Below are 16,595 nucleotides of genomic sequence, written 5' to 3'. Positions count from 1 at the left end.
GAATGGACAGGAAAATGAACTTTACTCAATTGCGCTGCTTTATTAAGGCAGTGGATAATTCAAGCTTTACAATTGCTGCAGAGCGACTCAATTTTTCTCAATCTGCGGTCTCAAAAAATATCAAGGATCTTGAGGATACAATTGGTGTGACGTTAATTAATCGTGCACACCATCGTATTTCATTGACCAACGCTGGTAAGTATTTTTACCGTGTTGCACGCAATGTTGTTGATGATATGGATTATACGGTAGCGTATTTGCAAAACAAGAAAAATGATCCAGAAACGTTGCTGCGAATCGGAGTTTGCGACACGCCCTTAGAGCAAAAAATTTTACCGATCTTTTTGCGCAAGCTTCGTGAATCGGGAAGTAATATTAATGTCCAATTTGTCTTTGTTCTTAATAATTCGATTGGCGAATTATTAAACCATCACGTTGATATCTGTGCGATTGCACGTGACGACGTTGATATTGTTGATGACGTTTTGTTTGAGCCACTGATTACGGGGAAAGTGGTTATTGCATGTCCGCAAGATTCTGAACTTGCCCAAAAAAAGTTAGTTACAATGGCTGATTTGAAGGACAAAAATATTTTTTTGCTGGATCCTAACAGCTCATTGAATGTTCAAATGAACTTTCAAACTACCTTAATTAATAGTTTGGGAATGGAGCATATTAAATTTGTCCAAGACTTTCTCGCGATGGATATCTATGTGCGTGGAGGCTGGGGTTACGGCATTTTGCCGAACTTCATTGCTGATTCACAATCTGAGGGTATTACCTATGTTCCGATTGATTATCACGATATTTCACCTTATGGAATTGCGTATATGGAGTCTTTTTCGAATAAATCAGTTTTGGAAGAAGTATTAAAGACATTAGAGAGCGCAGTTAAAGAGTATTCACAAGTAAATATAAATAAGTAACTCACAAATATAAAAATAATGAAAAGCACTTGTACTTAACGCTGAAGCGTTGGAATATAAGTGCTTTTTTGATGACAACTAAATTCTAAAATAGTTGAGCATTCCATTTAGTAATCTTCAATTCTAAAGATGGTGCAGAGATTCACTTGATTAGCAGTATGATGAAAGCGGTTAGAAGAATTGCTTTAAAAGTGAGGGATAAAAAATGGATAATACTTATGACGTTATTATTGCAGGAGCAAGCAATGCTGGTGGAATGGCAGCATGTGCAGCCGCCGAAAAGGGTGCTAAAGTCCTGTTAATTGATAAACAAGGGAGTTCCCAATTTCTCTACCGCTCATTCTTTGCAGCACTAGATAGTAATGCACAAAGAAGAGCTGGCATTAAAGTTGATAAAGCTAAACTGATGAACTTTTTGACGTTGTTTTTCCAAGATAATGTTGATGAACGTTTGTTATGGACCTGGGCTAATCACACAGATGAAACAGCTAATTGGTTGGAAGATAACATTTTAAAGCCTAATGGTGGAATCTTAAGACCGCAATCTGACGCTCATTATGAAACGATTGTTAACACCGCATTTAACACCGAATTGGCAATCGCAACACCTGATAATGGTTGGGCTCATTATGGTGATTGGATGATTGATAAGATTAAAGAGCTCGGAGTAACTCTTAAATATAATACTAAGCTTGAAGAATTAGTAACGGATGATAGTGGTGCTGTTACCGGCATCACTACAAGTGACCGTTCTAGTGGTGAAAAAACTGAATACCATGCCAATAAAGGAGTCATTATCTGTACAGGTGGATATGGTGGAAACGTCGAATTAATGAAAAAGTGGGATCCACTAGGCTACAAGAAAAATGTTTATTCAGATGGGCCTCGTGATGATGGTTCAGGTATTCTTGCTGGACTTAAAGTGGGAGCTGCTCGTGATGAAGAACCAGCAGAAATTATTTTTGATCGTGGTGCTGTACCAGTCGGTACTAATGCCGAAGAACACTATCAAATCGACTTTAAGGGTCCCGGATACTTTTGGATGGGTGCTTATCCATTACTAAAAGTAAACCTTAATGGTGAACGTTTTGGTAACGAAAGTGTTCCCTATCAATTTGACGTTAATGCAATGGCTAAGCAGCCTGGTTACTTGGAAGCACAAATTTGGTCAGAAGACACAATGGATCATTTGGCTCAATTTGATACCCAGGGCTGTTCACGTTTAGGTTGGCCTGGCATTTACAATACTGAGGAAAACAAGGAAGAAATACAACGCAGGATTGATGACGGCATGATTCAAAAGGCCGACACAATTGAGGAATTAGCTGAAAAGCTGGAATTACCAAAAGACAACTTGGTTGCAACTGTTAAACGCTATAACGAAATGTGCGAGCAAGGTGAAGATACAGACTTTGGTAAAGAAAAGTTCAGATTGTTTCCAGTTGATAAGGCACCATACTACGGTGTCATTATGGGCGGACGTCTTCTCGCAACACTTGATGGATTACGCATCAATACCAAGATGGAAGTTATCGATAAAAAAGGCAAACCAATTCCACATCTTTATGCAGCTGGTAATGCAAGTGGTGGTTTCTTCTGGGGTAGCTATCCTGACCGTGTTCCTGGTCTTACTTGCAGCCATGCTCAGACTTTCGGCAGATTAGCTGGGCAATACGCAGCTGAAAATTAGTTTTTATCAATAAGGAGTTAAAGAATCATGGAAGAAAAACAATTACCTAAACTTTCGAATTACCGGTGGGTAATTTTGGCAATTGCTGCTTTGCTTGATGCAACAAGCAGTTACATTCAATTTCAAATTTCTGCTTTAGCCGTTCAAATTATGCCAGCTTTGCATATTTCACCAGCACAACTGCAGAGTTTAGTAATGGCACCAATGTTAATTGCGGTTTTCTTGAGTATTCCTGCAGGATCACTTGCAGATAAATTTGGTGCAAAAAAGATTGTTTCAATTGGGCTAGTTATTTCTGTAATAGGTGCATATGGCCGTTTAATTGCGACCAACTTCGTTACATTAATGATTATGCTGCTATTATTTGGTGTTTACATGGCACTGTTAAACGCGAACACTTTAAAGATTTTTGGTACTTGGTTCAAGCAAGATACTAATACCGCTATGGGTGTTTTCTTTGCTTCAGCTAGTGTTGGTATCATGCTTTCCCAAGCTACCAGTTCAATGTTCCCAAGTGTTCAAATAGCATATACTTTTTCATCTACTGTTTTATTAGTTTTAGCAGTTTGTTGGATGATATTTGTAAAAGATACTCCAGAAGGAGAAGAAATTCCTCAACCACAAGTGGAAGAAGGAAAAGCTGAATCTTCACTCGAATTCTTTAAAGCTGCTGCTCACAGTAAGAAAACTTGGTATGTTGCTTTGGCTGTTGGTTTCGGAATGGGCTCTAGTGAGGCTTTTTCAAGCATTATGCCACAGGCCTTTGCCGCTAGAGGTATGAGTCCTGCTCAAGCTGGTGCAGTTGCGGCTGTAGCTACAATTGGTAGCTTATGTGGTTCATTGTTTGGACCTGCAATTATTAATAAAGCTAAAAAGGCAAAACCAGTAATGATTCTTATTACAATCTTAGGTGGTATATTGATGGCAGTTACTTGGTACATTCCTTTAGGAATGCCACTAACAATTGCTTTGATACTTGGTGGTGTCTTTGGCGCTATGACCGGACCTATCATGCAAGCAATGCCTATCACATTCCCTGAAATTGGACCTAAAAATGCTGGTAGTGCCGGCGGTTTAGTAGGTACTGTTTCATTACTTCTTTCATATGGAGTTCCGGTTATTATTTCAGCAATTGCTGGTGCAAATTATGCGTTAACTTTTATTATTCAAGGTGTTGTTTTCATGATTCAAGTAATTGTGTTAGCAATTTTACCAGATCCAAATGCTGCTCGTGAGCACGAATAGATTACATTAAAGGTTATGACTTAGAAAGGAATAATTCTTATGACAAAGGAAATTACAAAGATACCTGGTAAATATACAGGTTCTGGTCAAGGCAAAGAGAGCGAAATTAACCTTGAGGTTGAAGTCGGCTCTGACAAAATAGTTAATGTAAAACCATTAGATAAATACGCACCTGATAGCTTGGCTGATAATGCCTTTAAGAAAATGGCGCAAAAAATTGTTGACCATCAATCAGTTGATGTTGACGTTGTTTCAGGCGCTTCTGAAACTTCACGTGGAATTATCGAAGGTGTAAAAGAAGCTTTAGGCAAAGCTCAAGTTGATTTTGCTGCTTTAAAAGAGAATAGCTCGCAGTCTACCACTTCTGGTAAAAAAACAGTTGATGTTGATGTAGCAGTTGTTGGAGCCGGTGGTGCTGGTGTTGCCGCAGCGCTTGCTGCACGGCAACATGGTGCTAGCGTAGCTTTAATTGAAAAGACAATTTCACCTCTTGGTGCAAGTACTTTTGCCGGTGGTATGTTTGCTGGTGATAGTCAACAACAAAAAGAAAAGGATGCGGTTGTATCTAAGAAGTGGCTCTATGACGAATACATGGACGCTTCTCAAGGTTATATGAACTCAATTTTAGTTCGTCGCATTATTGATGAATCTGGTAAGACAGTTGATTGGTTAAACGAAAATGGCGCAATCATGAAGTTAGTAGATGCCGGGACGGGCGGTAGCTATGACCATATCGGCATGCCTGCTACATTGCATGGTTACCAAGAGGGCGGTACAAAAGCTGTCACTAAATTAATCGAAAAGTTTAAGTCTTTAGGCGGCCAAATGTACTTTGGTTTTGCCGGTCAGAGACTATTGCAAGACGAGAATGGCAATGTTACTGGTGTTGTCGCACAAGGCGATGATCAAGTTTTACATGTTAATGCTAAGAAGGTAATCATTGCTACTGGCGGTTTTGGTGGTAATCCAAAAATGCGTAAGGAGTACTTGGGCGATGTAAGTACACAAGGCCAAGTTTTACAAAATACTGGTGATGGCTTAAACATGGCGTGGGATGCCGGAACTGCCCACCATATTAATGGTTCTACGCATTACTTCTGGCAAACTTTTAGTGATGAAGATATTGGTGAAATGGCTAAAATTGTTGGTCCTAATTGGATGCCAATCAATGCGCTAGCTGATTTTCCAAACTTACGTGTTAACAATCGTGGTCAACGTTATGCCAGTGAAACTCATGCACTCGACTTTGCAGTTCACGGAGCTGAATTGTCAGAGCAACCACAACAAACCGAATTCGTTGTTTTGGATCAAGCAATGCTTGATAAGATCAAAGAAGGCGGAACAGTAGCAATCGAAGATCACTATGGCAAGTGGAAAGATCACCGCGAATTCTATATGGAATTCAATTTCCCTACTGACACTGACGAAGCAATCAAGCGTGAGCATGAAAAAGTTGATTTTACGGCACTTTTGGATAAATTGTCTTCAACCAATGTGGTATTTATTGGAAAGACTATTAAAGAATTGGCCCAGAGAATGGGGGTTAACGAAGAAAACTTGCAAAATGCAGTAGATCAGTATAATAACGCTAAAAAGAAGGGCGAAGATGATCTGTTCTTCTCTGACACTAAGCGCATGATTCCAGTAGAACAAGGTCCATTTTATGCCGTTAAATTTATTGCACGTAACTTAGGTACACTCGGTGGTGCAACAATTGACGAAAAAATGCACGCACTTGCTCCAGATGGTGAGCCCGTACCGAACTTGTATGTTGCTGGTGCTGATGCATCCGGAATGTACGGCAAAGCATACGTTGATTTCGAAGGCGGCACCTTAGGATTTGCTTACATTTCTGGACGGCTAGCAGGAATTGATGCTGCTGAGACAGCAAAAGCTGGTAAGTGATTATTAGCCAAAAAGGAGAATAATAATGGCTGAAGAAAAATATGATGTAGTAATTGCTGGTGCTGGACTTGCAGGCTTTGCAGCAGCTGCTGAAGCGGGTGAACAAGGCTTAAAAACGCTGTTAGTTGAAAAAGGCAAGACAACCGGTGGTACTGGTAACTATGTGGAAGGTGTTTTTGCTGCCGATTCTGCTTTGCAACAAAAGGACAACTCTGTACTTGATAAAGAAGAACTTTTAAAAGAAGAGTTAACCTATTCACATTACAAGGCCGACGGTAAAATGTGGCAAAAGTACATTGATCAAGCCGGTGAGAATGTTTCTTGGCTTGAAGACCATGGTGCCAAAATTGCGATGGTTGCCGGACTTGGTGATGGCGCTAAAACATGGCATTTGTTTGAGGGCAAAGGTCATGATGCAATTCATAATGGTTTAGAGCCATATGCCAAAGAAAACGGTGTCGAAATCAAGACATTAACTAGAGTTACTGATCTTCAAAAAACTAAGAGTGGTTCCTTTGAAGTGACTCTGACTAATGTTGAAGATAATACCGATACTGTTGTTAAAGCTAAAAATGTTGTTTTAGCAACTGGTGGCTACTTGAACAATTTAGAGTTAATGGAACAAACACCACATCAAAACCCTGATAATGTTATTCCAGTAAATTCAGGTAAGAGCACAGGTGATGGCTTGAAATTGGCTTGGCAACTTGGTGCTAAACAATTCTTTACAGGGATGTCAATGATGTTTGGTGGCCAGCTAAAAGATCGCACAGTTCCATCATTTAAGTTATGGGGCACAGCAATTTGGAGCTCAGTTTGTGATCAACCACAAATGTGGGTTAATGAATTAGGTGAACGTTTTGTTGATGAAAGTGCTGCGGTCGTTAACTGGGCTAACGAAGGTAACGCAATGAACCGTCAAGAGCGTGTCTTCTGCGTCTTCAGCCAAAAAATTCTGGACGATTTTACCGATAAGTCCTATCCAAGGTCAATGAAGCCATTTGTACCAGAAGATCGCTATCCAACCTTGCGTGATGATATAGAGCAGGCTGAAAAAGATGGTCGTGAGTACTTACACAAAGCTAATACCCTTGAAGAACTAGCTGAAGAAATCGATACGCCAAATCTGGTTTCATATGTAAAACATTACAATGAAATGGCAGCAAACGGTGAAGATACGGATTTCCATAAACCGGCTAAGTATCTATTACCTGTTGATGGCAATGGTCCATTTTATGCAATTGAATTAGGTGTTGGAGCCTACACAACTGGAGACGGTTTAAGAGTTAACACAGATAATGAAGTTCTAGATACTAAAGGCAGACCAATTGAAGGACTATATGCAATTGGTAGTGATGGTTCCGCAGTTCTCTATGGCGATACATACGGTGTTAACGTTCCAGGAACACATGCCGGATATTGTATTTTCTCAGGTAGAAATGCAGTCAAAGCAATTGTAAATAAGGCATGAGCATAAGTTAGTTTTAATTCTATATTCTCTCAAAAAAACAACTTCCAAAAAATGGAAGTTGTTTTTTTATTGGTTTTGATTTTTAAATTCATTAGGTGACATTTGATAGACACTATAAAATGCGTTGTATAAATTACGATAGGTTTTGAAACCAGTTAATTCAGCAATTTCTACCCAAGATTTTGGAGAAGAGTTCATTAAATCAATTGCTTTATTTATACGAACAAGTCTTAAAAGTTCAGAAAATGAGGTCCCTAGACTTTTCTTTATAAGTCTTGAGGTATATCCCTCAGAATATGCAAAGTGCTGGGAAACGTCATGAATCTGAATATCTTTATCAAAATTTTGAGAAATAAAGCTAGTGAGTTCTTCAACAAAGTAAATGTTACTTTCTTGTTGATCGATATTGCTCTCTTTGGCGTAGAATTCAGTTAATATTCGAACAACGTTAATAACGTTAGTAGTGATTTTAAGGTTCGTAACTAATGAACTATCCGAATTTTGTAAGTTTATAATGTCTTTAAAAGTCGAGATAAGTTCCTGATTAATTGCATTGGATTCTGTACATGAATTTGCGGCAAAAATATATTTATACAAAAACGTATTATTAGTAAGTTCATTCAAAAATGGCAATGGTAATTGGATACATAGTACCGAATTTTTTTGTAGACTTTTAGTCGAGTGTATTTGATATGGATTGATTGCTATAAAGTCATTTTTGCATAACAAAAAATTGTGGTTTTTCAACTTAACTTCAAGTTTACCATGTGCGCAATAAAGTAGTTCTGTGCTTTGGTGCCAATGCATCGGAATAACTCTATTTAGATTATGAGCATGAAAATTGAACACTTTAAAAGGCAACTTTTTTGAATTACTTATTTTTTCATGTTGGATATATGACATAGGCATTTCCCCTCTTTAAATATGTTGACGGGTCATTATTTTACATGTTTCCTATTTAAAAAATGTATTTTAACTTAATTGGAAACGCTTTACTATTGTTTTAGAAAGATAAAGAACAGCAAGGAGGAGTTTTTATGAAAGAAAAGATGACTAACCTATTTCAAAAGTTGCAGCCATGGTTCGACAAAGTAGGGAATAATAAATACTTACAAGCAGTCATGGGTGCAATGATGGCTACTTTAGGGCCCATGATTATTGGTTCATTTGCTACGTTAGTTGCAGTATATGCTGGGAGATGGAAGTTTGCTCAATTGGCAAAAATTATGGGTTTTGTTAATTCAGCAACAATTGGGGCAATTGCGTTATATGTTGCCTTTTTAATGGGAAAATATATCGCGAAGATGTTCCTTAAGGATGATGATGGAACAAGTGCAGGCATTATCGCATTAATGTCGTTTTTAATAATTACACCACTTGGAAATATTAAAGATGTAACTGCCATTCCAACAACTTGGCTTGGTGCTGATGGCTTGTTTTCAGCCATAATTGTGGGAATTGTAGTTGGTAGGTCATATGTTTACATGAAGCAACATAAATGGACTATTAAAATGCCAGCTGGTGTTCCTCCAATGGTATCAGATACTTTTGCAGCCCTAATACCAACTCTCTTATTAGGTGTATTTTTCACTGTTGTAGCACTTGGTTTTAGTGTAACCTCATTTGGTAGTTTCCATCAACTGATTTTTTCGATAATTCAAATACCATTACAGCACATAGGTGGATCATTCTGGGCAATGGTTCTAGTATGCTTGATTGAACAGATAATGTGGTTTTTCGGTATCCATGGGACTAATGTGATTACACCAATTGTTGTTCCTATTTGGATGGCTCTTGATATGCAAAACTTAGCTGCGTATAAAGCAGGACGTCCAGTTCCCAATATTTATGGCTATGCTTTCTTTAATTTTTATACTTGGGGTGGAACAGCATTAGGACTAGTTTTGTTAATGCTGTTTATTGCAAAAAGTGAAAGATTTAAGACATTAGGAAAAATTTCTATTATTCCAGCTTTATTTGGTATTACCGAACCTGTAATTTTTGGTACGCCATTGGTATTAAACTTTGATTTCTTTGTACCATTTGCAACAAACAATGCTATTGTTGTTATAATAGCTGGTTTATTAACTAAGCTAGGAATAGTTGCTAGATGTACAGGAGCTCAGGCAGTATTTGGATTACCACTTGGTGTTCATGCTCTACTAGGAGGACATATTTCAATAGTTATTTTGGTTTTAATCATTCAATTAGTAATATCACCTCTACTATGGTATCCATGGTTTAGAAGAGCAGATAAAAAAGCTGTAGCAGAGGAACAAAACGCTGCTAAATAAACTGTCAATAAGAGGTTTTAATTAACCTCTTTTTCGTTAGAGGTATAAATAAATGAAAACAATCGAATTGAAACAATTGCTTAAAGATATGAGTTTGGATGAAAAAATTGGGCAATTGGTCCAGTTATCAGGAGAATTTTTTCAAGCAAATGATATTTCATACGGACCCATAACCAAGCTGGGAATATCACAAAAAGTAGTGGACTTAGCAGGATCAGTTTTAAACGTTGCTGGTGCTGAAGAAACTCGAAGAGTCCAAAACCATCAGATGAAGGTGCAGCCTCATCATATCCCAGTTATGTTTATGTCGGATGTCATTTATGGCTACAAAACAGTTTATCCTATTCCGATTGGTTTGGGAGCATCTTGGGATCCTAAATTGGTTAAGGAGGCCTTTAACACAGCAGCGGATGAGGCTTCAGCTGCAGGAATTCATGTGGCCTATGCGCCGATGCTTGATACTGTTCATGATGCAAGGTGGGGAAGAGTTTTAGAATCTCCAGGTGAAGATCCATATCTAAATTCAGTATACGCAAAGGCAATGGTAGAGGGATTCCAGGAAAATTTTGAAAATAATAATGGTGTAGCTGCCTGCTTTAAGCACTTTGCTGGCTATGGTGCAGTTGAATCTGGTAGAGAATATAATAGTATTGACATGTCAATCAGCAATCTTTATCAAAACTATTTGCCAGCTTATAAGAGTGCTGTAAAGGCTGGGGCAAAAATGGCTATGACCTCTCTAACTTCATTGAACGGAGTCCCATCAACTGCAGATGAAAAATTGTTAAATGAGCTACTTAGAAAAACATGGGGATTCAATGGAATAATTATTTCTGATTATGCTTCAATTTATGAGCTAGTAAAACATGGCTTTGCCTCGGATGAATATGATGCTGCACATAAAGCTATCAATGCTACAGTAGATATTGACATGAAATCACCTTGTTATGCCAATAGTCTAAAGAAGTTGGTGGCTGATGGTAAACTTAACGAGGAAAAAATCGATGAGTCTGTTTGGCGAGTGCTGTCACTTAAAAATGAACTTGGGTTGTTTGAAGATCCTTATCGTGGCACTTCAGTCGCACGTGAAAATAAGAGCGTTTTGTCATCAGATAAGCGAGAACTAGCAAGAAAGCTAGCAAGCGAAGCTATTGTAATGTTGCAAAACAAGAACGATGTACTGCCACTTAATAAAAATGAAAAAATTGCATTAATTGGACCGTACAGTACAGATCATTCTTTGCTTGGGATGTGGGCAGTTCATGGTGAACCTAAAGATAGTGTTTCAATTCTTGAAGGTATAGAGCGTTACACTTCTAATGTTACGGCTACTAAAGGAACAGATATTAATCGAAGCCGAGAAATGCTAAAAGAAATGGGCTTTCCGAATGATGAAGAAATTTCTAAAGTTATTTCTGATCAAGAAGTCGAGCATGAAAATAATGAAAAAGCACTTCAATTAGCTAAAAAGGCAGATGTTGTTGTATTGGCACTTGGAGAAAGCACTCTTGAGGCAGGTGAAGCAGGAGCAAAGACAAAGCTAACTTTACCGGAGAATCAATTAAACTTAATCAATGAAATATCCAAGCTAGGAAAGAAAGTGGTCCTTTTGGTTATTAGTGGCCGCCCACTTGTTCTAACCAATATTATTGATAAAGTTGATAGCATCCTCGAATGTTGGTTCCCTGGAACTGAAGGCGGTGCAGCAATTGCGGACATTTTATTTGGAAAAGCTAATCCTTCTGGAAGACTGACAATGTCATTTCCATATAGTTCGGGGCAGGAGCCGATTTATTATAATCATTTATCAACAGGCCGCCCAGTTGATGACTCTCAACATGTTGGACGCTTTGTTTCGAAGTACTTGGATGCTCCTGCTGCTCCACTATATCCATTTGGTTATGGCTTATCTTATGGTAAGGTTACTTATGAGAGCATGTCTCTAGACAAAAGTGTGATGACTCATGCTGGGAATATCGAAGCCAAAGTTGTTTTAAAGAATGATAGTGACTGGGATTGCCAAGAGACAGCCCAACTTTACCTGCATGATAAAGTAGCTACTATTGTCCAGCCTGTCAAAAAATTGATTGATTTTAAGAAAGTTGCTATAAAAGCTCACACCAAAAAAACTGTTAGCTTTAGTATCAGTCCAATGCAGTTAACTTTTTTTGATAATTATGGCGAAGAAATTTTAGAGAATGGAGATTTTACTCTGTTTATTGGTAGCAATTCTCGTGATTGTTTAGCAAAGGATTTTACTTTAACTGATTAAGTTAAGGGATATGTTAAAACTATCTAACTTCTCAAATAAACTTTAATAAATAAAAAGGGAGAGGCCCACTTCACACGGCCACTCCCTTTTTTATCAGAGTATGTACATAAATTATTTACTAAACTTAGCAACATAGGAATCAATTTCTGCTAAGTACAGCTCTTTTTGCTTTTGACTAATCCAAGAAGATTCAAAAGAGTTTTTGGCTAATTGAACAATTTGTTCTTGCGATAATTGATATTTTTGTGCAAGTGCGTAGTAATTATCACTGATGTAGCCTTTGAAGTAGGCAGGATCGTCCGAATTAATTGATATTTTAACTCCTGCTTTTAAAAGAGAAATGATTTCTTCACCCTTCATTTCCGGAGAAACAAAACCATTTGATAGTGGGCATGAGGTCAAACCAATTTGTCTTTTAGCTACTAATTCAACTAAATCAGGATCTTCAACAATGTTTGTTCCATGGTCAAGACGTTCAACTTCCATAATTTCTAATGCTTGTCGAATGTGTTCAATGGAATCTTTTTGGTCAATATCACAGTGAGTAGTCAAATGAAGTCCTGCAGCAGCAGCATCTTCAAATTGACGTGCAAATTTTAGTGGTGGATTGTTATGTTCGTCTGAATCAAGTCCAACGCCGATGATCTTATCACGATATTTCAAACCTTCTTGCAAAGTTAGGCGTGCAGATTCTTTAGAGAAATCACGTAAAAAGCACATGATTAAGTGAGCATCAACGTTTAACGCGCGAGCATCAACCGTTGCTCGATATAGGCCGTTGATAACCGTCTCAAAAGGAATACCACGGCTGGTATGAGCTTGAGGATCGAAAAATATTTCAACGTGGCGAACATTGTTAGCCGCAGCTTTGGTCAAATATGCCCAAGCTAAGTCATAAAAATCTTCTTCGGTTTGTAAAACATTCATAGCTGGATAGTAAACAGCTAAAAACGATGCTAAATCATGGTAATCATATGTTTTTTGGACGTCTTCAATAGTTTCTTGTCCAATATCAACATTGTTGCGTTTAGCCAGCTTTAACTTTAGTTCTGGTTCTAGTGTACCTTCAATATGCAAGTGCAATTCTGCCTTAGGCAAACCGCGAGTAAATTCTGGCGTTACAGTTGAACTCATTTTATTCCTCCTGAAAATATAATGTTCACTTTATATATAATATATTTAAATTTTAACATAAAAATTAGCTCATAAATATAACTTATCCGAACTATTTTATTAATTTATTTTTTCAAAGTACGCTTTTACTCAAAAAGAAGAAAAGAAAAAACCAGCCCTTATCAGCTGGTTTTACAAAATTTCAGGTTTTAAATACTAATCCGCATGACGCCATTTTGGATCTGTTAGAATTCGGGCAGTTAATAATCCAATTGGCAAAGCACTAATAATCATTAGAGCATTCATGATCCAATATGCTCCGATATTAATATTAGTTACACCAAAATTGAAAACTGCTCGATACATGTAGAGCCCTGGAACCATGATAACAATTGCTGGAACGGTAATGGCGATTCGCGGGAAGCCAACTTTATCACGGACAAAGCTAGCAATTAAGCCGGCAATCAGTGCACCGATAAAGGCTGCTAAGGCAGCTGGTAAATGATTAAATTCGACTAAATTTAGACGTAAAGTGTTAGAAAATGCACCGATAACTGCTGCAACTGCTGCCATCGACGGCTTGGCATTAAACATGATTGAGAAGCCATAAACACCGCAGAAGCTAGCGATTAGTCTAAAAATGGTTAGTGCAAGTGGATTAAGTTGCAATTCAGGAATAGAGCCAGGCTTTAAACTTAAGGCTGTTGCCATGCCCCAACCTACCATAGTTGCAATCAAAATAGTCAAAATGGCGTAGGCTAATCGCTCAAGCCCAGACCTCATGTCTAGTTTTGACATATCAAGTCCAGAAGTAATAAATGGAAAGCCGGGAATAACATAGAGCATAGAACCGATATAACCATAGGCATGATTATAACTCCAGCCAAAGCACAGTTGTCCCAGTCTAAAACACAGGAAGTAAACAGCACATGAAACTGCAACTCCAGCCGCAATTTTGGCAACTAAAGTTATTTTCTTTTTTCCCATGTATTCACGTAAGTAATTACCAACAACTGCACCAAAGAAAGTACAAATCATTTCTGGCAGCCCACCGCCGAGCAGAAAAATGAAACTAGCACAGGCAACGCCTGCACTTAAAGCAGAAATAGCGATAGGGTAGGTTTGCGTATGACGTTCAATTTGATTAAGTTCATGATGAACGCCCCCAATTGTCCAATATTCGTTTTCCGTTTCAAAGCGGCGTACAAAATCTTCCAATTTATTTAGCTTGTTCATGTTGACGCCAGTAGAAGGCAAAGATAGGGTTTGGGAATATGACTTGTTATCAACGTCAAAACAGGTGTAGCTAATAGTTAGTAGCCCAATGTCGGCAGAACAGGTAATGTCCAGTGCCCGTGAGATTGTGTTCATTGAATCGCGCACGCGCCATGCTCCTGTTCCACATTCCAGTAGCATCAGTCCAATTCGGCCAACTAGCGAGCCCTTTTCCACTAGCGTTGTATCCCTTATTAAAGTATCATCTGGACTTTTAAAGAATTCTTTCCAGTGAATTCTCATATGATGATGGCCAGATATATGATGCTCTTCTTGACTTGTGCTATTTTCGTCCATTACTAAATGCATAACCTTTCTAAATGCTAAATTACAATGTTTTCATTGTAGCACAAATGAAAATATGAAAATTATTCTGAAATCACTTACAGTGATACGTAAAATTCCTATCTTCAATTGCAAAAATAATTTTGTGTAGTATACTACACAAATGAAGTGAGGGAAATCATGAACGTATATTTAAACCGAATTGGTCCTAAAATCAAAGCTGCGAATACGCTAATTGAAAAACAACTAAATAATCAGTTTGGAGAAATGTTCAAGGACTATTCTTTAACTGGTGCACAGATATCGTTAATGGTTTTTCTGTATGATGCCAAAGATAGAACGGTGACACAAAAAGAGATAGCAGATATGTTTGTGCTAAGTCATCCAACAATTAGAGGAATTGTGCGACGCTTGGAAGAGAATGGTTTGATTTATACAACCCGCCTTGAAACTGACCAACGTCAAATAGTTTTGCAATTATCTGACAAGGGATTTGCTCTTGTTGATAAGAACATTAACAAAATTCATGCAATTCTTGATAACACTAATGAACAAATCACACAAGGTTCATCAGCCGTTGAAGTTGAGCAGTTTGAAGCTTTTCTCGATCAAATAATTGAAGGTTTTAAATAAAGTCATGCTTTATTTCTATTAAATGTAGCTTGCTACATATTATAAAAGGGAGAAAAAATGGAAAAAGAAATTTCTGGTAAAAAAAGAGCGCTGATGATGGCGGTGCTACTGTTCGGTGCCTTTGTTTCATTATTGGCTGAAACTTTTTTAAATAATGCATTGCCGTCAATCATGAAGTCGTTTAACGTGGGACAGGCAACAGCTCAATGGTTAACCACGGCATATTTATTGGTAGTTGGGTTAATGATTCCAATTTCAGCTTGGATTTTTGAGTCATTTAGTCTCAAAAACAATTTTTTAACTATGATGGCAATCTTTTTTGCCGGCTCGTTAGTTTGTCTGTTTGCGCCAAATTTTGAAGCTTTGCTATTAGGGCGCATTATTGAAGCTATTGCCGCGGGAGGACTGATGCCATTTATTCAAAATGTCATTTTAATTCTGTTTCCACCAGAAAAGCGTGGAATGGCAATGGGAATCACTGGATTGGTAATTGGTTTTGGACCGGCCGTTGGACCAACCATTTCAGGCTTGATTTTGAAATACGCAGAATGGCAAATGCTATTTATAATTTTAAGCTTTGCCAGTGCTTTAGTATGTGTACTTGCCTTTTTTACAATTCAAAATATCACTGTTGCTCATTTAAGCTCAGTCGATGTGGTTTCTTTTCTGGAATCAATTGTAGGATTTGGGTTGATCTTGTATGCACTGTCAGAAATAGGTAATACTGGTAAAATCACCGTAACTTTAACTTTGATTTTTATTATTGGTATTGTAATTATTTGGCTATTTTGTCGTCGCCAGTTGAAGATGTCTAAACCTTTATTAGATATCAGAGTTTTGAAAAATTCAGGCTTTGATCTGTGTACATTGCTTAGCACAATTAGTAACATTTCAATGGTAGGAATAGAGTTAGTTTTGCCATTGTATTTACAAACAACGCGTGCGGAAACTGCATTAACTTCTGGCTTAGTAATGATGCCTGGAGCCTTAATAATGATTATCTGCAACCCGATTTCAGGTACTTTATATGATAAATTTGGCATTAAAAAGCTGTCTTTGTTTGGCTTTGCGATGTTGTTATTAGGTACTCTGCCAATGTTGATTTTCAACACTAAAACAAGTCTAGTTTTAATTAGTTTATGCTATGCGCTGAGAATGATCGGTATTTCTTTTACCATGATGACTACTTTTACTGCTGGAATTAATCAAGTGGATACAAATATGACAGCTCATGCGAATGCTGTTTCATCAACCATTAGACAAATAGGTGGTTCACTTGGGACTGCTTTGGCGATGCTAGTTATAACATTAGGAGCAACTGGCAGCGGTGTAAGCGAAGCAATAAGGTTGGATAATGGCTATCGCTTAGGCTTTATCATGATGTTAATTTTTGCAATTATTGGGTTTGTTTGCTCATTTATTTTGCCGTCTGCGCAAAAAGAATTACGTAAATAGTGAAAAGAAAGCTGTGATGCTAATAGCGTAC

General features: G+C 37.8%; 12 protein-coding genes. 9 read left to right on the top strand and 3 right to left on the bottom strand.

Annotation, left to right across the window (positions count from 1 at the left end):
- The first annotated feature begins 2 nt into the window (after positions 1-2).
- The 5 genes from H3T48_RS01265 (at position 3) to H3T48_RS01245 (ending at position 7,237) form a co-directional block, all read left to right on the top strand.
- Positions 3-926, top strand: coding sequence for a LysR family transcriptional regulator (locus H3T48_RS01265; protein WP_198187903.1), 924 nt, complete (start codon positions 3-5; stop codon positions 924-926).
- A gap of 205 nt (positions 927-1,131) precedes the next feature.
- Complete coding sequence (locus H3T48_RS01260) at positions 1,132-2,616, top strand: FAD-dependent oxidoreductase (protein ID WP_198187901.1); 1,485 nt, start codon at positions 1,132-1,134, stop codon at positions 2,614-2,616.
- A 27-nt stretch (positions 2,617-2,643) separates the two neighbouring features.
- The gene (locus H3T48_RS01255; protein WP_198187899.1) at positions 2,644-3,861 is read left to right on the top strand and encodes a nitrate/nitrite transporter; all 1,218 of its coding nucleotides are present in this window, start codon (positions 2,644-2,646) and stop codon (positions 3,859-3,861) included.
- 39 nt (positions 3,862-3,900) lie between these two features.
- The gene (locus H3T48_RS01250; RefSeq protein WP_198187897.1) at positions 3,901-5,766 is read left to right on the top strand and encodes an FAD-dependent oxidoreductase; all 1,866 of its coding nucleotides are present in this window, start codon (positions 3,901-3,903) and stop codon (positions 5,764-5,766) included.
- Positions 5,767-5,791: 25 nt separating this feature from the next.
- On the top strand, positions 5,792-7,237 hold the full coding sequence (locus H3T48_RS01245) for an FAD-dependent oxidoreductase (RefSeq protein WP_198187895.1): 1,446 nt from the start codon (positions 5,792-5,794) through the stop codon (positions 7,235-7,237).
- Between the two features lie 66 nt (positions 7,238-7,303).
- On the opposite strand, the gene H3T48_RS01240 is transcribed toward H3T48_RS01245, so the two are convergent.
- Complete coding sequence (locus tag H3T48_RS01240; RefSeq protein ID WP_198187888.1) at positions 7,304-8,140, bottom strand: AraC family transcriptional regulator; 837 nt, start codon at positions 8,138-8,140, stop codon at positions 7,304-7,306.
- A gap of 134 nt (positions 8,141-8,274) precedes the next feature.
- Here H3T48_RS01240 and H3T48_RS01235 point away from each other — a divergent pair, with 134 nt between their 5' ends.
- Positions 8,275-9,531 (top strand): PTS sugar transporter subunit IIC, encoded by a 1,257-nt coding sequence (locus H3T48_RS01235; protein ID WP_198187886.1) that lies wholly within the window; start codon positions 8,275-8,277, stop codon positions 9,529-9,531.
- A gap of 52 nt (positions 9,532-9,583) precedes the next feature.
- Entirely contained in the window at positions 9,584-11,803 is a 2,220-nt protein-coding gene (bglX, locus tag H3T48_RS01230; protein ID WP_198187884.1) for a beta-glucosidase BglX, read from the top strand.
- A 111-nt stretch (positions 11,804-11,914) separates the two neighbouring features.
- Here bglX and add read toward each other — a convergent pair whose 3' ends face one another.
- Together add and H3T48_RS01220 are read right to left on the bottom strand one after the other, a co-directional pair.
- The gene (gene add, locus H3T48_RS01225) at positions 11,915-12,937 is read right to left on the bottom strand and encodes an adenosine deaminase (protein ID WP_122036096.1); all 1,023 of its coding nucleotides are present in this window, start codon (positions 12,935-12,937) and stop codon (positions 11,915-11,917) included.
- Positions 12,938-13,132: 195 nt separating this feature from the next.
- Complete coding sequence (locus H3T48_RS01220) at positions 13,133-14,488, bottom strand: threonine/serine exporter ThrE family protein (RefSeq protein ID WP_232349830.1); 1,356 nt, start codon at positions 14,486-14,488, stop codon at positions 13,133-13,135.
- 168 nt (positions 14,489-14,656) lie between these two features.
- Between H3T48_RS01220 and H3T48_RS01215 the strand changes: the two genes are divergently transcribed.
- Positions 14,657-15,109 carry a MarR family winged helix-turn-helix transcriptional regulator gene (locus H3T48_RS01215; protein WP_122036093.1) on the top strand — a complete coding sequence of 151 codons (453 nt, stop codon included), beginning with the start codon at positions 14,657-14,659 and terminating at the stop codon, positions 15,107-15,109.
- A 57-nt stretch (positions 15,110-15,166) separates the two neighbouring features.
- The gene (locus tag H3T48_RS01210; protein ID WP_198187880.1) at positions 15,167-16,564 is read left to right on the top strand and encodes an MDR family MFS transporter; all 1,398 of its coding nucleotides are present in this window, start codon (positions 15,167-15,169) and stop codon (positions 16,562-16,564) included.
- Positions 16,565-16,595 lie beyond the last annotated feature (31 nt).

The sequence above is a fragment of the Lactobacillus sp. M0403 genome (assembly GCF_016101265.1).
GTDB classification, from domain to species: domain Bacteria; phylum Bacillota; class Bacilli; order Lactobacillales; family Lactobacillaceae; genus Lactobacillus; species Lactobacillus apis.
Note: the sequence above shows the minus strand (reverse complement) of the source record. Positions and strands in the feature narration are given on the sequence as shown.